The sequence below is a fragment of the Claveliimonas bilis genome (assembly GCF_020892095.1).
Classification (GTDB): domain Bacteria; phylum Bacillota; class Clostridia; order Lachnospirales; family Lachnospiraceae; genus Claveliimonas; species Claveliimonas bilis.
In genome coordinates this window covers 1723790-1743857 of record NZ_AP024845.1, presented here as the reverse complement: position 1 = coordinate 1743857, position 20068 = coordinate 1723790, and the positions used below count along the sequence as shown (strand labels likewise).

The window sequence follows — 20068 nt, the reverse complement described above, 5'->3', positions numbered from 1 at the left end:
TTTCTGTGATTCTTATCTTCTGCTGCTCTTGTCTTTATCTGCAAAATTTCCCCACAGCGCTCCCACTGCAAATCCGATTATTGTAGGAATCAGCCATGCGAAACCTTCCTTTGCCAGAGGAATTTTATAAACCATCTCCATCACTCCGGAAATATCCGCTTTTAGAAGTCCTGAGGCGTGAGCAACATTTAAAGCGTCAAAAACAGACATCAGTGCCGCCATAAAGACAGAGCCCTTCCACGCCCCGTCATTGGGAACATACTTTTTCAGTAAGCCGAGAAATGTCATAACTACTGACATCGGAAACAGCACAGTAAACAAAGGTCCGGAAATAGCAAGCACATTGCTGACTCCTGTAGATGATACGAAGAAAATGGCTGCTGTAATGAGAAGTGCCGCCAGCTTATAGGACAGCTTCCCTTTCGTCCATCCTTCCACCCACTCTCCTGTTGTGGCGATCATTCCCACCGAAGTTGTCAGACATGCAAAAATAACAGCCAGCGACAATACCACACTGCCTCCATAACCGGCCATCCGCCTTACCAGGTCAGTTAAAAGAAAGGTAGTATCCACATCCGCCGGATAAATTTTTGTTCCCTGCGCGCCCAGATACGCAAGCCCGCCATACACAACAAAAAGAAGCGCAAAACCGACAGCTATGATACCAAACATGGCCTTTTTATATTCCTTTCTTTCCGTATAACCTTTATTCCGGAACGCTTCAATAAATATCCCGGCACAGATGATTCCCGTTCCTACATCTCCGGTATTATACCCGGTCAGAAATGCATTGACAAATGCCTCTGTTCCGCTTGTGATCTCCCCTTCCCCCAGCCTGTCAATGGGGTGAACAATTGCCAGAATGATCACTGCAACCAGGCTGACCAGAAGAAGCGGCGTAAGGTAATTCCCTATCTTATCTATTACACTTGACTTATTCATGGCGAAATAATAGGACACAGCAAAAAATAACAGCAGAAAACCAATTCTCACGTAAGACGGCATGCTGCCAAAGATTCCTTCCAATCCCGATTCATAGGCAACGCCCCCGCATCTTGGGATCGTTCCGAATATTACTGCCAAAAGACCGATCCCCATATAGAAATAGTGCCACCATGGCGTAACATGACGCATCATATCCTTCAGGTCATATCCTGTATTCCCCACAGCTGCCACCGCCATCATAGGAAACAGGATACCGGTAAGGGCAAGGCCTGCCATGGCCGCCGGTACATACTGTCCCGACAAAAGACCTACCTGGGGCGGAAATATAAGATTTCCCGATCCGAAAAAGACAGCAAACAGTGCAAAACCCGTAATTAAAATGTCTTTTCTCATATTCTTTTTCATTTTATCTTTCCTTTCGCTTCGCTGCATGACGACCGCCTGCCTGGCTTATCTGTTCGATACCGCAGGCAGCTCACGGCAAAGCCGTTCGCTGTCCGTTGCCAGGCAAATGTCCGTTCATGCAAGCATGACGGCCGCCTGCCTGGCTTATCGCGCAAAATGAAGGGTACCTGTATTCAGCCGTCCGTCAATATACTTCTCCAATTCTTCTGAAATCTTCCGCATTGTCGCCTTTGTCTCCGGGTTTGAATATGGAATCCTCCCTGCTATTTTTCCCACATAATTATTTTCTTTTACAATTTCCAGGCTTTCTTTAAAATTAAGATCATAAAAGTACGCCAGATAAGATACCCAGAAATCCATATCCGTTATCCGGTCCGAGGACAATATACTCTTCCCTTTTAAAATATCATCACGAACCTTTTCTGTAATCTTCTGTTCTCCAATTTCCTGTGCTGAAGCATTCATAAACGTTTCCAGCGGATCCTCTAATTTTACACGACAGTTATCCAGTTTATCTGCATCACGGATCAATCTGGCATGAAGCAAAGTCCTCTGATCTTCTATGCCGGACAAAATATAGTCACTGTGTTTCCGGATAGCCTCTTCTATAATAGAATCCCAGGTATCCTCCTCCAGAAAGCGCCGGATAAGCCCTCCTTTAAAAAGAATATCCGCTCCATATGCCGCATGATCCATTGTTTCCGGCAAAAAGCTGTCATACCGCTTCAACTGTTCAAATCTTCCGATATCATGAAGAAGAGCGATCATCTTCGCAAGTTCCCTGTCCTCTGCCGAAAGTCCCATCCTTTCTGCAATCTGGCCGCTTCTTGCCACAACACCATATGTATGAGTAATCTTCAGCTTTACTTTGCCGTCTGTCCGGTCATAATCATTCAGATACTGCTCAAATTCCATCCTTGCCTGATCATAGTCCATGCTGCCTTCTCCTCTTCCGCCCCGCTTCAAACGGTTTCTTAAGTCCGCTGACAGCGGTATTTTATCTTCCACCTATTATAGACGATATGTTCCGGCAGAACAAGCATTTCTGCGGGAGACAGATATTACATTCTGCAGTCTTTCATGCATATACAGCATGATACACAAAATGGCCAGCAAATAAAAAGGGAAAAGGGAAATACTGATATGATTTGCCATCAGCCCGAATACCGGCGGCATAAGGCAGGTTCCCACATAAGCAAACGCCATCTGGACACCGATCATGGCCTGGGATTTATCCGCCCCAAAGTACCCCGGGGTAGAATGAATAATAGACGGATAAATGGGCGCACAGCCAAGGCCGATAAAAATCAGTCCCAAAAGCGCGCTTCCATTTCCAAACGGAAGCAGAAGCAAGATAATTCCAAACAGAATAATCCCCTGCCCCAGCCGTATCATCTGTCTGTCATTCAATTTCAGCGTCAGGAACCCGGACAGCCCTCGTCCCACTGTAATTCCGATAAAAAACAGACTGGCAAAATTCGCGGCAGTTTCCGAAGGAAGTCCTTTATGCAGTACCAGATAACTGCTGGCCCAAAGGCCGGTTGTCTGCTCCAGGGCACAATAACAGAAAAAAGTAATCATAATTTCTTTGGCTCCGGGAATCCGTATGATCTGAGGCAGTGTCAGAACTTCTCCTTGTACCGTCCTCTCTTCCGCCTTGTCTTCTCCTCCGGCAGCGGACTTTGGCCAAAGAGGAAGACTAAAAAACAAAACAGCAGTTAAAATCAGCTGGAGAAACGAAATATAGCGGTACCCCATATTCCATCCCTGTCCGTGAAACAACGCAAATCCCATAATGTAAGGGCCGACAGACGCACCTACTCCCCACATACAATGAAGCCAGCTCATATGACGGCTGGCATAATGAAGCGCCACATAGTTATTCAACGAAGCATCCACACAGCCCGCCCCCAAACCATAAGGAACAGCCCAAAGACACAGCTCCGCAAAAGAATGACTGATAGAAAATCCAAACAATGCCGCTGCAGTCAGTAATACACTGAAAGCCGTTACTTTCCCTGTTCCCATCTTCCTGGTAAGGCGGTCACACTGCAGACTGGATACGATCGTCCCTGCTGCAATGATCATGGAAACAATTCCTGCATAAGAAACCGGAACCGAAAATTCCGGATACATACTGGGCCACGCGGAACCCAAAAGGGAATCCGGCAGCCCCAGACTGATAAATGCCAGATAAATAATCGCTAACAATAATTGAAACATTGTTTTCCTCCTGTCTGCTCCGGACTGCTTTGGATGTCCCCGCTCCGGCAGCCCGTCATACTTTCCGTCTCATAATATTAGCGACTTTTTCCTGTTGAAACAACCCAATTTTGGACATATAATATAAAAAAACCGACAATTGCAACAATAACGGATTTTGTAATACAAACCTGGAAAAGGAGGAACTTTTATGGCGCTTCACGAATGCGGGCTGAATCTGAACCAGGGATTAAAAGAACTCCAGATGCATGGCACCTTAGATTTCCCCTGTGCCGGTTATGCCGCTTTCTATACCGACAATCCGGAAGATACGATACCATGGCACTGGCATGAGGAAATGGAATTAGTCTATGCAGCAGAAGGAAGTATGGAAGTGCGAATCCCTTCCTCTTCTTTTTGTGTCAGGAAGGGGGACCTTTTTGCTATCAATTCCAACACCCTGCACTTTGCATCTTCCCTCGAAGGCTGTCTGCTTCACTCCCTTGTTTTTTCTCCCTCTCTTGTGACCGGAACAGACAACTCTGTCTTTGCAAAAAAGTATGTGCACCCCCTCCTTTCCTGCCCGTCCTTCTCCGGCTTTTTATTCCCATCGTCAAAGTACCCGGAAATCATCCGGGATTTCTGCGCTGCTTTTGAGGTCATGAAAAAAGAACCGCCTGGATTTGAATTTATTGTGCGGGAAAAGCTATCTTGCATCTGCTTTTTCCTCTCCCAAAAATTCAAAGAAGAGATGGTCATTTCTTCTTCCACTTCAGGTCAAAATGATCTGCGTATCAAAAAAATGCTGGAATATATCCATCAAAATTATTCCAGCGAAATTACTTTACCGGAAATCGCCAGGACTGCTGATATCGGAGAGCGGGAATGTCTGCGCTGTTTTCAAAAAACAATCCAGACCTCCCCTATTCAATATCTGTTGAAATACCGGAGCATGCAGGCTGCAGATCTTCTCCTTCGGGAACCCGAAAGAAGTATTTCTGATATATCTGTTTCCTGCGGTTTTGACAGTCCGAGCAACTTCGCCAAAGTATTCCGCCGTTTCTATCACTGCACACCTCGGGAGTATAGAAAAATGCCTGCAATCTGACCGGAATCATCCGGCCGGATTACAGGCATAAAAAGAAGGGTCTGTTATTTCCATACTGTCTGAAAAACACGATAAAAATTTTTATAGGCAATGGCATCTAACTGTTCCTGATTATATCCTCTCTTTTGCAGCACTTCCAGAAGATTTCCCGCTTCTGCTTCATTGGAAATCCCTTTTCCACTGGGAGAGTCCAAATTGGAACTGAAAGAGCCAAGCGCCTCTTCTTCCAGATAATCGTCAAAATCAAATCCCAGACCGATATGCTCAATACCGATCAACTCTGCAATATACTCTACATGATCTGCAAGGCGCTCTACCGTTTGCTTCTCGCGATTTTCATCTATAAATTCCCGAAGACTGTTTATTCCCGTCAGCCCTCCTGTTCTCGCAATTTCTTTCAGCATATCATCTGACAGATTTCTCATGGCAGGACACACAGATCTGGCATTGGAATGAGATGCGATCACCGGTCCCCGGGCCAGATTCATGATATCCCAGAATCCCTTGTCATTGATATGAGAGACATCCATCACCATCCCAAGTTCCTGGATTCTTCTTACCGCCTTTTCTCCAGCCTCTGTCAATCCTCGCCTTGGATCCCCCGGCCATCCGCTTGCAAGGGCATTCTCTTCATTCCATGTAAGCATGGCATGCCTTACGCCAACCTCGTCATAAAAGTAATTGATCAGGTCTATATCTTCGCCGATCTGACTTAGCCCTTCCATTCCTGTCACTGCATTGATTTTTCCTGCTGCTGTTCCTGCTGCAAAGTCTGAAAATTTTTTCACCGGATTTAAAATATCTGACGCATCTTGAAGTTCGCACTGGATACTCTCTACAATCTCTTTTGAACGTTTGACAGGATCTGCATCATACGGCGGATCGAGCCAGATAACGAATATCCCTCCGTTCACACCGCCTTTTTGGAATTTCTCCAGATGATACTTACGGAAAATATCTCTCTCTTTGTTTTTGATCCTTTTGTTGGTGACATCTGTCCATATATCTCCATGACCGTCAAAAATCATACCTTTTCCTCCTTATGTCTGCTCTCCGGCCGCATCGAAATCATCCCTTACTTTCTCTTCACGGAACATAACATATAACGGTCTGTAGTATGTCAGTGCAGGAGCAGGATACAACGTAACATTATCGGACATAAGATATTCTTTCACGCCCTGATCCAGCACTCCGAAATCAACTTCACCGTCATAAATTCCCTTAAGGACTGCCGCTGCATCTGGAAATTCCACTTTGCATGAAGCCGATAAGCTGTCAATCTCAGGACCATTTGCAAAATCTGCGATCACTCCCAGACGGTAGTTCTCCAGTTCCGAATAATTTTGAATGTCCTTTAATGTTTCATCAGCAGTCACCACTTCTGTTACAGCATCCCGAAGCTTCTTTGATAAATAAAATTTTTCCAGACGTTCCGGCGAATCCTGCGCCTGAAACAGAACATCCTGCTGGCCGCTTTCAAATTCAGGATAAATCTGATTCCAGGGTGCAATACAAACTTCCGTTTCATAGCCCGCTTTGTGAAGCCTTCCGGCAACAAGTTCATAATCTCTTCCTTTTACCGTTCCATCCCTGTCAATGTACTGATAAGGCGGAAAAGGGTCTGCGCATATTTTTAATTTTCTCATATTGCCTTCTCCTTTTCATTTCTAATTTTAATGGCAGATGCGGTATCACATCTGCCATTTTATACAGCCAATCAACAGCTGCAGTGCCCAAAGCCAGTGGGGGCTTATGAGCTTTGGGCGCTGCATATACCCTGCTATTTCCCTAACTTTTTCGCTAACTCTGCCAGTTCAGGTTCAATAAATTTGCCATCTTCCAGAATCTTCTTGTCATCCAGATAAATTGTACAGTTCAGACAGATTCCGTCGATATGGCTCTTTGCTTCACGGGGAGCTCCTCCGGAATAACAGGATCCCTGATGTCCGAATCCCCATTCTGTACTGCCCCATACACGTTCGTCCTCTGTCGTGCATCCTTCCAGTTTTGCATTTGGATTTACTCCGTAACATACATGTGCAGCTATGTACATATTCGGATCGTCCAGTTTCTTATAATAAGCGCGGAGAATATCTGCCTGCTCGCCGCCTTTGATTTCCTGGATCCTTCCCTCTTTTACGATATAGGATACCGGCTCTGTCAGATGTCCAAGCTCTGCTTCGCCGCCTCCGGAAATAGTTCCGTCAAAAGCGATCACACCTTCGATCGTCTCTTCTTTCGGAGCCCATCCGATCTGTCCGATGAGGAAATGCCCTCCTGCAAAACTGTAGTCGCATTCATTACCGATCGGGCGGTTCGGATCATTTTCAAATGTTACGTCCGTACCTGCCGCGTTGGTAATCCTCATCCGTTTTGTCGCTCTTGTCATCTCAGTCAGTCTGTTCTGGAACGCCTGCTGTGCCTCAAGATCTACTTCTCCGATGCAGCGTACGATTCTCTCAATGCTAAGTCCGCCAAGCATAACCTGTCTTGTCCTTCCGTTGTTTACCGCCTTGTCCCAGATCGGGGAATACAGAAGCCACTGGTCATTCATTTCTACCCAGACATCTGTCTTATCCACACAGGCGATCAGGGGATCCGGAAGATAAGGCATTGTCAGCGCGCCATATCCCTTCGGGGTGGAATGCCAGGCAACCATTGTTTTTGCTCCCAGCACTTCCGCAGCCTTTGCCATCTCTTCCACTACCCGGAAATCCGGTTTGGAGTCTGCCGTAATCAATACGCTCTCTCCCTTTTTCACTTTGATCAGATCATGCATCAATTTGTAACATGCATTTGCCAGCTCAAACTCCATATAACTTGCCATAGTATTGTCCTCCTTATATATAAATTTTTATTTTTTACATTTTGTTTTTATTTTTAATTTCCAATACTATTCTCTGATATCTTCTTCTTCGATCTCTTCCCCTATGATTCCCTGTCCGCTCTTGCTGAATATTTTCATAAGAACCAGGTAAGCTACCACGCTGACTACAAGGGAATTAATAGAAGCAATGCCTGCCTTTACAGTAAATCCGACTACCATACCTATGATCATTCCCGCAAAAGCCCAGATGTTTACTTTACAGTATTTTGTTCCCGGTCCATATTCATAATGGCGTCCTTTCAGCAGATAATAGTCACATATGATCACGCCTGCAACAGGAGGAAGGGCAACTCCCAAAATGTTCAGCCATGTGGAAAAATGATCTGCCAGTCCAAGGGTACCGGTCAGCGTTGCCAGAAGTCCTGTCGCAATAACGATCTTCTTCTTCGGGAACGGCAGGCAGTTGGACAGACCGAGGCTTGCCGTATAAAGGTTGTTGTCGTTTGTGGTCCACTGTGCCAGGATCAGGATCAGAAGCGCTGCCACGCCAAGTCCCATTGCCAGGAAGGCAACCGGAAGATCACTTTCTCCTGTCGTTGCTGTGATCAGATATCCTGCCATAATGATAAATGTATTTGCGATCAGATAGCCGAAAACAGTGCCGCCCCAGGAGGCCTTCCAGTCCTTCGCATAGCGGGTGATATCCGACTGGGCCGCCGCCCCTCCTGCAAAGGATCCTACAATGGTAACGATGGCTGCTCCTATCGTCATAGGTTCTGTGGGAACAACGCTTTGAACTGCTTCCCAGCCGCCTGCCCCTTTAATAGCAAGTCCGACTCCTACGATTGAGAGAAGAAAGATCAGCGGAACTGCAATATAACTTAAGATATTTAATCCTTTATATCCAAAATAAGCCGTCAGCATCATCAGGATACCGCCCCAGGCTGCTGCCACATATTTTGATGTGATAAATCCGCCTTCCGGGAAAAGAGCTGACATTGTAGAGCCGAAAAATCCTACCTGGACGGCATACCATCCTGCCATAACAACTGCCAGCAGGATACCGATCACCTTGGAGCCTTCTCTTCCGAAACTGTGACGCGCCAGGATAGAAGAAGATACCCCTTCTTTTGCGCCTGCCGCCCCGATCAGACCTCCATAAAGGCTCAAAATAATATTTCCTGCTAAAACTGCAATGATCGCATCTTTAAAATTCATTCCGAATGCAATGGCTGAACCTGTATATAGTCCGGACATACAGATACAGAAACCGGCACAGACAAATGCCACGCTCCAGAAGCCTTTCTGTTCATTTTCCGGCACTCGCCGCGTCGCGTTATCATTTGATGAATGAACAGCCTGCTTTTCTCCTCCATTGTTTACACTACCCATCTTCATTCCTCCTTACGTTGACTTTCCTTGTTAGTATACGCTGATTCCAGCACCGGTACTCTCTTTTGTTTATATCTTAACAAAATCCTCCGTCCTTTGTCTCCGTGTAGCCATACACAAAAAAAGGGCTGCTGTGTGCAGTCGCACACAACAACCCAATATCCATTTCTATTTTCCCTTCAAAATATCAAAAACGATCAAGAAATTTAAAAGGTGAGGCATCTCAAAAGGTGAGTAGCCCAATAATTCTATAATTTTATTCCTTCGCTGCAGAACAGTATTTTTGTGGATATACATCTGCGATGCGGATGTATGGGTATTTCCGTTATTTTCCAAAAGGACACGCAGCGTAGAAACCAGCTCCGTGCCATGTTCCTTATCATAAGATGCGATTGGTTCGATAAAGCGCTGGCACACCTCATATGTCTCATCCTGAAGGCCCATTTTTCTAAGCTTCTGAAAAAAATAAACAGAGTCATAGAAGATCACTTTATTCTCGCCGTAATGTTCCCGCCCGATAACAGCAGCTTTAAAAGCCTGAAAATAAGCGTCCGGCATTTTGGTCACTTCAGAGAACGGATTGCTGACGCCGATGGAAACAGACAAATTCGGTTTCCCCTGAAAAATTTCCAGAAGCCTTCCGCAAAATTTTTCCATGTCGATTTTGCTGTCCCTGTTATCCATAAACAGGATAATGGTATCGCTCCGAAGGGCAAGCCAGTTATCTGCATTGTAAAATTTCATGTGCTCTTCCACTTTCCCCAGCAGGACTCTTTTCACGTAGTCCTGCATTTCCTGCTGCACTTTCGGACTTGTCATCTGTTGGATGGAATTGATATTGATCAGGACGATACGGTTTTTATCCAGGATCGTAAGACCCAGCTCATCTCCCCGCTCCACCGCCCTTTCATTGGAGGGGAAGTTCCATACAAGAAGATCCGCCGCATATTCCTGCACCGCCTTCTCCCGCAGGTCAGCTATCCGGTTTTTCCGCCGCAGGATAAGGGAGCCCGATACTACAAGGGGATGGATCAGCTGCTCCTCCATTTCTCCGGAAAATCCCTCATCATAGTCCGTGATAAAAAGCCCGAACAGATTTTTCTGGGAACGGATCAGGGCGATCAGGCATTCCTTCCCTTCTATCGACTGCACCGTATAGCCCTTCTTTGCACAGTCATAAAGAACGTGGTTGAAATTGTATTTCAGGTATTCTTCTTCCTTTTGGATATCTAAGTCGCCCCTGTCGGAAAATATGATCTTTCCATAGGTGTCATAATAGGAAATATGTTTCTCCAGCCGCTGGTTCATCTGCTGAAAAACTGTATTCATATTCTCTTCATTAATGATCAGGTTGAGAAAATCATTTCTGATGCCCGTTTCATTATTCTGGCCAAGAGCAGGTGTGTTTTCCTTATAAAGCAGATTCTGGATCGGATTCATGATCTCAATATAAGACACGTCCTGGCGCGCCTGGATGAGCGGGAAGCCCGCCTCATTGCACAGGTCGATGATTTCCTGATCTATCTGCTGAACCCATGTCCCCACATAACAGAGCACCAGTCCACAGCCTCCGTAATCGATCAAAGTCTGAATTACAACTTTTTGCTGTTCTACGTTGTCACAAATGGCATAAAATGCGGTAATGTAAAGCTGCTTTTTCAAAACCCAGTGTGAAATATTCCTGTCTGCTATTTCCAGGACACTTACACTCTCAATGGGGATATCCAATCCCTCTTCTCCCGCAACGACAGTCGCCCCATATAAGCCGCCGAATTTCAGGGCTTCTCTGATCGTCAGAGACATATTGACCTCCTCCTGTTCTTATCTAACCTGTCTTACTTGATCTAGCTACCCCTTTATTATAATCACTATTTTCGAAGGCCACAAGTTAAGAAATGGCATGGAAATATCTTCCATGCCATTTCTTTGTAACTTCTTTTTACACTGTCTCTTTTTCAAGGATTCCCTTTATATTAGTAAAGATTTTTCACCGCAGGATAAATCTCCCTGAAATGCCGGTACTGACGTTCATATTTTTCTACCAATTCCGGTTCCGGCTCCACGGTCCGTACCACCTTTACGATCTTTTCTACCGCTGCTTCTACTGTGGGATATTCCCCACATCCGACTGCAGCCAGCATTGCGCCGCCAAGCGCCGGCCCCTCTTCACTTTCCGTCTCGTCTACTTTCAGATTCATGACATTAGCAATGATCCTCTTCCACAGGGAACTTCGGGCTCCTCCCCCGCATATTTTCGTCCGGCTGACTGTAATGCCCAGGTTTCTTGCCGCTTCAAGAGAATCTCTCAGACCGAAGGCAACCCCTTCCAGAACAGCCTGGGTCATATCCTGCCGCGTCGTATCCATGGACATTCCGATGAACAAAGCCCTTGCCTTTGGATCATTATGCGGAGACCGCTCTCCCATCAGATAAGGAAGATAAAATACGGAGTTTTCTCCGAGACGCTCGATCTTGCTCTGCTCTGCTTCATAGTCTTTTGTATTTAAGATTTCATCCATCCACCATTTATTGCAGGATGCCGCGCTCAGCATACATCCCATCAAATGATAGTAGCCGTCTGCATGTGCGAAGGAATGGATGCTGTTATATTGATCGACTCCGAAATTTTTGCTGGATATGAAGACAGTTCCCGATGTTCCAAGGGAAATATTGCATCGTCCCTCTCCCACCGTTCCTGTCCCTACTGCAGCTGCCGCGTTATCCCCGGCGCCTGCCACAACCCTGACCTTCCCGGTCAGCCCGGCTTTTTCCGCCATTTGAGGGCAAAGCGTACCCGCTACTTCATAGCTTTCGCAGAGCTTCGGAAGCATCTGTTCTGTGATCCCGCATATCTTAAGCATCTCCTTAGACCAGCGCCGGTTTTTTACATCCATGAGCAGCATGCCTGACGCATCTGACATATCTGTACAGAACATTCCTGTCAGTTTATAGACCACATAGTCTTTGGGCAGCATGATCTTAGCTATACGTTTGAAATTTTCCGGCTCATTCTTTTTCATCCAGAGTATTTTGGGGGCTGTAAAGCCGGCAAATGCAATATTTGCCGTATATTCTGAGAGTTTCTTTTTTCCCACTTCTTCATTGAGATAGCGGGTCTCCTCTTCTGACCTTCCATCGTTCCACAGTATGGCAGGACGTATCGGACGATCCTGGTCATCCAATGTGACCAGTCCATGCATCTGTCCTCCCACGCCTATTCCCGCGATCTGCTGCGGATCGTATCCCCTGGTAAGTTCCTGCAGCCCTTCCAGTGTCTTCTCCAGCCAGTCTTCCGGATTTTGTTCTGACCACCCCGGATGCGGCAAGTACAAAGGATATTCTTTTGACACAATATTTCTTATAGTTCCATCTGCCTCCATTAAGAGGAGCTTCACTGCAGATGTTCCTAAATCTACGCCCACATACAACATAATTTTTCTCCTAAATCTTAATGACCGCTTTTACAAGGTCTGTCTTATTGTTGACAGCCTCATCAAAGGCCTCCTGTATATTGTCCAGCTCAAATCTGTGTGTAACGATTTTCTTCACATCAATCGCGCCGCTTGCCACTGCCGCAATTGCTTTCGGATAAATATTGCGGTAACGGAATACACTCTTGATCTGTGCTTCCTTATCCATGATCTGTGCAAAATTGAAAGAAATCTCTTCCTGTGAAGAAATACCTACGAGAGTGATGGTACCACCTCTTCTTACAATAAACGGTGTCTGCGCGATGGTTACCGGAGAACCTGCTGTCTCAAATACCACATCTGCTCCTCTGCCGTTTGTAAGTTTTTCTATCTCTTTTAAGACGTCTCCATTTCCGCCGTTCACTACATAGTCTGCACCAAGCTCTTTTGCCTTTTCAAGCCGGGCATTTACAACATCAGATACGATAACAGTTCCTGCTCCGTGAGCCTTGCATGCAAGGAGAGTCACCAGTCCGATGCACCCTGCTCCAAGGATAACTACCGTATCTCCTGTCTGAACTTCACCCTGATTTGCTGCATAAAATCCAACGGAAAGAGGCTCGATCAGCGCACCTTCTTCTGTGCTCATATTATCAGGCAGCTTAAAGCACATATCTTCAGGGAAAGCGATATACTCTTCATAGCATCCCTGTACAGGCGGTGTCGCAAGGAACACTACATCCGGGCAGAGATTATAGTGTCCGGATTTACAAAATTCACACTTTCCGCATGTTATCCCCGGTTCCAGAGCAACTTTATCCCCTTCTTTCAGGCTCTTGACATTTGCTCCTACTTTTTCTACAATTCCTGCACATTCATGTCCAAGCATAAAATCTTTTTCCAGATCCACTTTGTAGGCGCCGCAGCTGCCGCTGTGGAAATAGTGTACGTCTGATCCGCATATTCCCACATACTCCAAATGGACAAGAACTTCGTTGTCTCCGATCTCAGGAACCGGTATCTCTTTTATTACCATTTTGTCGATGCCTCTCATGTAGGCCGCTTTCTGCATCTTCATACTCATTCTCCCTTCGTTCTTTTATAAAATATGCCTGACAAGCCGAGACTTGTCAGGCAACCATTACACATTTTATACGCCTGCTAAAGTCAGGACTTCTTTTCTGTTTTATGACAAAGTTCCGTCTTCTGAAATCTCGCCGTTGTCAATGTAGATCTGGATATATTCTTCTACATTATCTGCATTGATCTCCGGAGCGTCAACGTAATCGTTTACCTCTGTCACTTCCATTTCTCCTGTTACAACCTTATGAGCATAATCCATGTTCATTTCTGCCAGCTCTGCTGCATTCTGGAGTGCTGTGGATGTAAGAAGGCCTTCCTGGATCAGAAGACATCCCTGTGCAGTTCCGTCTACTCCATATGCGAAGAAACTTGTTGTTCCATCTGCATTTACATAGTCTGTATCTTTTCTGATTGCTTCGATAGCGCCGGCTGCCATATTATCATTCATAGAAATGATCGCATCAATATGTGTTCCGGACTGTACCCATGATTCCATGAGTGCCAGTGCTTCATCACTATTCCAGTTTGCATAGTCTTCATAAAGAATTGTTACATCTGGTCTTTCTTTGAAGAAGTATGTATCCCATGCTTCTCTTCTCTTTTCTGCATGGTAGTTTCCGGATGGTCCTCTAAGTACGACTACATTTGCATTCTCCGGTACTTCTTCTACTGCTCTTTCTGCACTTACTTTTGCCTGCTCGATCGGATCAGCGTCTACTGTTCCTGTTCCTTCCATTACGGAATCGTCATCGCTTCCGTCAAGGTCACTCTGATGTGTTGTCGGGTTTGTTGTAATAACCGGGATGCCTGCATCTACCAGCTGTTTTACATACGGAGCCTGTGCTGCATTGTTGTTGGACTGAACAATAACAAGATCATATTCCTGTGTGATACAGTCTTCAAGAAGACCGTTCTCTGTATTGTCATCTCCCTCACCGCTGACACAAGTCAATTCAATATCATCATACTGTTCAGCTGCTGCCTGCATCTCTGTTGTCATCCATGCAGCAAATGTATCGGCGCTTGCCCTTGCTACAAAACATACTCTGTACTTGTCCCCACTGCCCTCGCCGGAATCAGAAGATCCGCTGTCGCTGGAGCTGCTGCATGCTCCAAGAGTTACTACCATGGCTGCGCTCAATAATACTGCACTGATTTTTTTCCATTTCATAATAATTTCCTCCTCTTTGTTGTTGATTGGTGATTTTAAAATAAAATGTGTAATGTATAATACGTTATTTTGAGGTTTCTTTCTTCTCTTCTTTTACAACGATTACCTTTTGCGTCTTTTTCGATTTGCTCATTACGTCGAAAGCTACTGCCAGAACAATGATAGCTCCCTGTACGATCTGCTGGATGTAGGAGTTGACACCCATCAGGTTCATAACGTTTTCCAGGAATCCGATGATGAATGCACCGGCGATAGTTCCGCTGACTGTTCCGATTCCTCCTGTAAATGAAGTTCCGCCGACGATCGCTGCTGTAAGTCCTGTCATTTCATAACCTACTGCTCCGTTTGGAAGTCCGGCATTATTTCTTGCCATGAAGATCATTCCTGCCAGACCTACCAGAAGTCCGTTTATGATATAGGACTTATAAATGCTTCTCTTGGAATTGATTCCGCTGGCCTCTGCAGCGCTTCTGTTTCCTCCGATCGCATAGATCCCGCGTCCGTAACGGGTCTGGTTTACTACATACCAGATAACCACCGTTATGACAATAACGAGGATGACAGGTACAGGTATCGGTCCTACCATTCCCTGTCCGATCTCTACAAAATCTCCAAGCTGGAGGATATTCTGTCCGTTCGTATAATAGAGGGCAATACCTCTGGCAGCCTGCTGCATTCCCAATGTTGCGATAAATGCAGGCACGTTGCAGTTTGCTACGAAAAATGCATTTACAATATTACAGGATACCGCTACCACCAGGGCAACCAGCACAGCTGCTGTCATGGACTGTGTCTGCTGATAAGTAGATACAGATAACACTCCTGCAAGAGCAAGAACAGAACCTACTGACAGATCCAGAAAACCACTGATGATCAGAAGCATTTCTCCGTAAGCAATCAAAATACCTACACTTAACTGCCTCGACACATTGATCAGGTTATTGCTGTTCAGGAAGTATGGGCTGAGCATACTACAGACAATGAACAGGGCAACCAGTACAATGTAAATACTGAATTTTTGTGAATAATGTGAAACTTTTGTTTTCATTTCCTTCTTCCTCTCCTTTCTCTCATTCGCCCAGACCTGCCGCATACTTCATGATCGTTTCCTGTGAAAATTCATTTCTTTCCACACATCCCGTAATCCGGCCCTGGCACATGATATAGATGCGGTCACACATTCCAAGAAGTTCCGGAAGTTCTGAAGATACCATGACAACTGCTCTTTGCTCTTTCACGATATCTGTCATGAGCTTATATATTTCAAATTTGGCGCCTACGTCAATTCCGCGGGTAGGCTCGTCCAGTATCATTACTTCCGGATCACAGAGCATCCATCTTGTAAGGAGAACCTTCTGCTGATTACCACCGGACAGCTTGGATATTTCCGTGCTCATCGAAGGAGTTTTTACGTTCATCTTCTCAAACATTTCCGTGACAGCTTCCCGCTCCTTTTTCTTGTGGGCAAATCCGCTGAAAAAGAAATTTTTCAAAGAAGCCAGACTTGCATTTTCAAGTACGCTTCTTGGAGGAACGATTCCGTCCTCTCGCCGGCTTTCGGAAAGCATGATCAGTTTTTTCTTGATCCCGTCCTGCGGTGATTTTATCTTCACCTCTTCGCCGTCAATCTTTATCGTACCTGAATCATAGGGATCCAGTCCGAACACGGCTCTCATCGTCTCTGTACGTCCTGCACCTACAAGACCGGCGAAGCCCACGATCTCTCCCTTTTTCACATGGAAGCTGATATCTTCGAACAGTCCGTCCTTCGTCAGGTGCTCTACCTCCAGCGCCATATTTCCTACAGGAATCTCTTCTTTCGGATAGACGTTTTCAATCTTACGCCCTACCATCCGGGCGATCACGGTATCCATATCGATATCCTCTGCCCTGTCTGTCGATACTACGCTTCCATCTCGTAAAACTGTGATATCATCTGCGATCTGGAATACCTCATCCATCTTATGGGAAATATAGATGATGGCCACTCCCTTCTTTTTCAATTCCGCAATCTTTTCGAAAAGCAGCCCTACCTCCCGCTCTGTAATGGATGATGTAGGCTCATCCATGATAATGATCTGAGCGTTATTTGTGATCGCCTTAATGATCTCAAGCATCTGGATATCCGATACCGTCAGCGTTTTCAACTTCTGGTCCGGGGCATAGGAAAGACCCTCGTCTGCCAAAAACTGCTTTGCCTCTCTTCGAACCTTTTTCCAGTCCACCTTTCCATACTTTGTGACCGGAAGCCTGCCAAGAAACAGATTTTCTTCTACCGACAGTTCAGAAACATAATTCAACTCCTGGGCGATCATCGAAATCCCCATTTCCATTGCCTGAATAGGACTTCTGATCACTACAGGCTCTTCATCTATGTATATCTGTCCCTTATCGGCTTTGTAAAGTCCCATAATGATCTTCATCAATGTAGATTTCCCTGCACCATTTTCTCCGCAAAGTGCATGAACCGTTCCCTTTCGGACAGAAAAATCTATATTACTGAGCGCCTTTACACCGGGAAAAGATTTTTCAATTCCGGATACCCGCATTTTAATGTCGCTCATCTGTATTTTCCTCCCTTCTTCCTTTTTTCTTTACCTCTTAAATACATGATAGTTTTTGGCTTATATTTTGTCAATTACTTTATTTATCTTCTCTCTATTATATAACTAAACAGCTCATTTTTTGTGCATTTTGTATATTTATTTGTTAAATTTTTATCTTTTTTATAAAAATAATCACTAACTTAAATAAAACACTTAATTTATTCAAGCCTGAAATTTCTAATTTCATTGACTATCAGGCCGTATTACCGTATATTTAAGATATATTGGAAACTAAAATATATCAGGAGTAAGAGACACGTACTTTTAATCATATTAATTAAAATGGAACGGGAGACTTTTATGACAGGTGAAAGGTTTAAAACAAGAGATTTTGGAAATGTATTTCGGCTCATTTATTCCGAAAAACAGTGTACACGTCAGCAGATTTCTGCAAAACTCGGGATTAGCCTGCCTACAGTTACACATAATCTGAATTTACTCGAAGAAAGCGGCTTAATCTATAACGCTGGCGCACAGCAGGCAACCGGCGGCCGAAAGGCCCATATGTTCCAGTGCATTGCCAACGCCCGCCTTGCTTTGGGTATTGATATTACAAGGCATCACTTGTCCCTTGTTTTGATCAATATGAACCTGGATATTCTCTGCAAAAAGAGATTTCGCTGTACATTTGAAGACTCTCACGCATATTTTGAAAATCTGCGAAATGAGATCGAGCAGCTTCTGTCAGAGAGTCAGACAGATCCCGGAAAACTTTTGGGGATCGGCATATCTATGCCTGTTATCATCAACAGAGATCAGAAATCTATTTCTTATGCAACAGTCATCAATCTATCAGGCAACATATATGAACGCATGGCCTCCCACATTCCTTATCCATTCCTGCTATTCAATGACGCCAATTCCGCCGGACTTGCAGAAAGCTGGTTTTCCGATTCCAGCGAGACCATAACTTACCTTTTTCTCGGCAGTTCGGTGGGCGGAGCCTATATGACCGGAAGACAGATCCAAAACGGCGCCAATCGAAGAGCGGGAGAATTTGGCCATATGTGCATCGTTCCGGGCGGCGCACCTTGCTACTGCGGGCAGAAAGGATGTCTGGACGCTTACTGTTCCGCAAAGGTTCTGTCTGATTTTACAGACGAAAATCTCAGCGTTTTTTTTGAAGAATTGAAAAAAGGAGAAAATCCCGGATACCTCAAGATCTTTAACCAATATATGGATCATCTTGCCATCGCCGTCAAAAACCTCCGCATGTGTTATGACTCTGACATCGTATTGGGAGGATCTGTCGGACCATATATGGCTGATTATATAAATGAATTCCGAAAAAAAGTATCTTCTCTCAATCCCTTTGAGCAAAACGGAGATTATGTACGAGTCTGCCACTACCAGACAGAAGCTGCCGCCGTAGGAGCCGCCATATACTACATCAACGAATTTATCGAAGACTTATAATGCAGCATACTCAAAGCTACATAATGCAGCATACTCAAAGCTTCCTTCTCTTGAAATCCCTCCAAAACTGCGCTATACTTGACTCATATATTTTGTTAAGGCTTTACTAATTAAGGAGTTAAGATGAACGACAAATTGAGAGAAGAATTTTTCTGCTCTATGGCATGTTTCAAAAAACTGGAATCACTTTTTTCTCTGGAATGCGAAATGCAGATCAATGAGATGGCGATCCTTCATGATATTTCCGGCGGATGCAGCTGCAGCAAAGAGTCCTGCACTAATTTGAATGTACCAAAAATGCAGGAACGTCTGCGCATCTCCAAACCAGCCGTTTCCTATATTCTCAATACACTGGAGAAAAAGAACTATATCACGCGGACCATTGATCCGAAGGACAGACGGAAAATTTCCATCAGCACAACTGCTGAAGGACAGGCTGCCGCACAGCACTCTATGGAGAAATGCGAAGAAGCCTGGAAAAAACTTCTTCTGGAATTTGGCGAAGATAATATGGAGCAATTAGTTCATCTTTTAAATCGTCTGAACGAACTTTTCTATACATTTGAAAAACCGGAAAAATAAAGAAGCTGCCGCTTAAAATGCGTCAGCTTCTTTTCGCTATGACTGCTTTTTCTTTACAGGTATCCACACTTCATAGGTTGTCTTTTGCGGATCGGGATTAAAGTAAACCTCTATGTCCGGCCCTTCCGTAAACTCAAACCCGGAAGTGGGAAGCCACTCTGTTACAATACGTTTCTCTAATTCCTGAATGGATTTCCCCGTGCCGGCGCCGGGAAAAATTGCCCACATACTTTCCGGGATGATATATTCTTCCAAAGAATCATCAACATCCGCTGAAGACGAGACTGCTATATAGTATCTCCACTGCGCATCATCACTGCAGGCGCTTACGCCTAAGACTCCCCGAGGCTGCGCATCCATCAGTGAAATGATTTTTTTGATCGTACCATCCTCAACGGCCCCATCCCACATCTGCGGCACTTCTAAAAAGTTCTGTTCGATTTCCCGGCTTAATGGATATGACTTTCCAACGATACGAAACGCCCCTTTTGTTTCTATGCGATAATTCATTTCTTCCACTCCTTTGACCGTAATCTTGAATGTAATAGGAGGAAATGATTTTATTGCTGTCCCCTCATTCTTTACCGAGGACGGATTGATCCCATGGACCGACTGAAACGCTCTGTTAAATGCAGTAGGCGAGGCATAACCATATTTTGCCGCTATATCAATGACTTTCGCTCCGTCTTCCTGCAAATCAACAGCCGCTAACGACATCTTCCTTTTGCGGATATATTCTGATAACGGCATGCCGGCCATATAAGTAAACATTCTCTGAAAATGGTAAGCAGAGCAGCAGGCAATTTGTCCCAGTTTTTCGTATTCTATTTTGCCTGTGAGATTTTCTTCTATATAGCGAATCGCCTCATTTAACCGTTCAATCCAATCCATTTTTCATTTCTCCTTTTACAATTTCATTTT

At 44.9% G+C, this 20068-nt stretch carries 17 protein-coding genes; 3 read left to right on the top strand and 14 right to left on the bottom strand.

Features of this window, described 5'->3' with window-relative positions:
* Positions 1-12 precede the first annotated feature (12 nt).
* The 3 genes from brnQ to EUBC25_RS08505 all read right to left on the bottom strand — a co-directional run bounded on the left by brnQ (position 13) and on the right by EUBC25_RS08505 (position 3573).
* Positions 13-1350: a branched-chain amino acid transport system II carrier protein gene (gene brnQ / locus EUBC25_RS08515; protein ID WP_230105079.1), complete on the bottom strand. Its 1338-nt coding sequence runs from the start codon at positions 1348-1350 to the stop codon at positions 13-15.
* A 144-nt stretch (positions 1351-1494) separates the two neighbouring features.
* Positions 1495-2286, bottom strand: a complete 792-nt coding sequence (locus EUBC25_RS08510) for an HD domain-containing protein (RefSeq protein ID WP_230105078.1) — start codon at positions 2284-2286, stop codon at positions 1495-1497.
* Positions 2287-2361: 75 nt separating this feature from the next.
* Positions 2362-3573: an MFS transporter gene (locus EUBC25_RS08505; protein WP_230105077.1), complete on the bottom strand. Its 1212-nt coding sequence runs from the start codon at positions 3571-3573 to the stop codon at positions 2362-2364.
* A gap of 190 nt (positions 3574-3763) precedes the next feature.
* On the opposite strand from EUBC25_RS08505, the gene EUBC25_RS08500 reads away from it, so the two are divergent.
* Positions 3764-4660 (top strand): AraC family transcriptional regulator, encoded by an 897-nt coding sequence (locus EUBC25_RS08500; protein WP_230105076.1) that lies wholly within the window; start codon positions 3764-3766, stop codon positions 4658-4660.
* A 44-nt stretch (positions 4661-4704) separates the two neighbouring features.
* Here EUBC25_RS08500 and EUBC25_RS08495 read toward each other — a convergent pair whose 3' ends face one another.
* The 10 genes from EUBC25_RS08495 to EUBC25_RS08450 all read right to left on the bottom strand — a co-directional run bounded on the left by EUBC25_RS08495 (position 4705) and on the right by EUBC25_RS08450 (position 17107).
* The gene (locus EUBC25_RS08495) at positions 4705-5688 is read right to left on the bottom strand and encodes a dipeptidase (RefSeq protein WP_230105075.1); all 984 of its coding nucleotides are present in this window, start codon (positions 5686-5688) and stop codon (positions 4705-4707) included.
* Positions 5689-5700: 12 nt separating this feature from the next.
* Entirely contained in the window at positions 5701-6306 is a 606-nt protein-coding gene (locus tag EUBC25_RS08490; protein ID WP_230105074.1) for a substrate-binding periplasmic protein, read from the bottom strand.
* Positions 6307-6440: 134 nt separating this feature from the next.
* Entirely contained in the window at positions 6441-7487 is a 1047-nt protein-coding gene (locus EUBC25_RS08485; protein ID WP_230105073.1) for a 2,5-dihydroxypyridine 5,6-dioxygenase NicX family protein, read from the bottom strand.
* Positions 7488-7553: 66 nt separating this feature from the next.
* Positions 7554-8879: a cytosine permease gene (locus EUBC25_RS08480; RefSeq protein WP_230105072.1), complete on the bottom strand. Its 1326-nt coding sequence runs from the start codon at positions 8877-8879 to the stop codon at positions 7554-7556.
* Between the two features lie 168 nt (positions 8880-9047).
* Positions 9048-10682, bottom strand: a complete 1635-nt coding sequence (locus EUBC25_RS08475) for a PucR family transcriptional regulator (protein ID WP_230105071.1) — start codon at positions 10680-10682, stop codon at positions 9048-9050.
* A gap of 170 nt (positions 10683-10852) precedes the next feature.
* The gene (xylB, locus tag EUBC25_RS08470) at positions 10853-12310 is read right to left on the bottom strand and encodes a xylulokinase (RefSeq protein ID WP_230105070.1); all 1458 of its coding nucleotides are present in this window, start codon (positions 12308-12310) and stop codon (positions 10853-10855) included.
* Between the two features lie 10 nt (positions 12311-12320).
* Entirely contained in the window at positions 12321-13367 is a 1047-nt protein-coding gene (locus tag EUBC25_RS08465; RefSeq protein WP_230105069.1) for an NAD(P)-dependent alcohol dehydrogenase, read from the bottom strand.
* Between the two features lie 108 nt (positions 13368-13475).
* Positions 13476-14543, bottom strand: a complete 1068-nt coding sequence (locus EUBC25_RS08460) for a sugar ABC transporter substrate-binding protein (protein WP_230105068.1) — start codon at positions 14541-14543, stop codon at positions 13476-13478.
* 64 nt (positions 14544-14607) lie between these two features.
* Positions 14608-15591, bottom strand: a complete 984-nt coding sequence (locus tag EUBC25_RS08455; RefSeq protein WP_230105067.1) for an ABC transporter permease — start codon at positions 15589-15591, stop codon at positions 14608-14610.
* Between the two features lie 22 nt (positions 15592-15613).
* Positions 15614-17107: a sugar ABC transporter ATP-binding protein gene (locus EUBC25_RS08450; protein ID WP_230105066.1), complete on the bottom strand. Its 1494-nt coding sequence runs from the start codon at positions 17105-17107 to the stop codon at positions 15614-15616.
* 342 nt (positions 17108-17449) lie between these two features.
* Between EUBC25_RS08450 and EUBC25_RS08445 the strand changes: the two genes are divergently transcribed.
* Positions 17450-18565, top strand: coding sequence for an ROK family transcriptional regulator (locus tag EUBC25_RS08445; protein ID WP_230105065.1), 1116 nt, complete (start codon positions 17450-17452; stop codon positions 18563-18565).
* A gap of 123 nt (positions 18566-18688) precedes the next feature.
* Entirely contained in the window at positions 18689-19147 is a 459-nt protein-coding gene (locus EUBC25_RS08440; protein ID WP_230105064.1) for a MarR family winged helix-turn-helix transcriptional regulator, read from the top strand.
* A gap of 36 nt (positions 19148-19183) precedes the next feature.
* Here the strand turns inward: EUBC25_RS08440 and EUBC25_RS08435 are convergent, their stop codons facing one another.
* Positions 19184-20038, bottom strand: coding sequence for an AraC family transcriptional regulator (locus EUBC25_RS08435; protein WP_230105063.1), 855 nt, complete (start codon positions 20036-20038; stop codon positions 19184-19186).
* Positions 20039-20068: the final 30 nt, after the last annotated feature.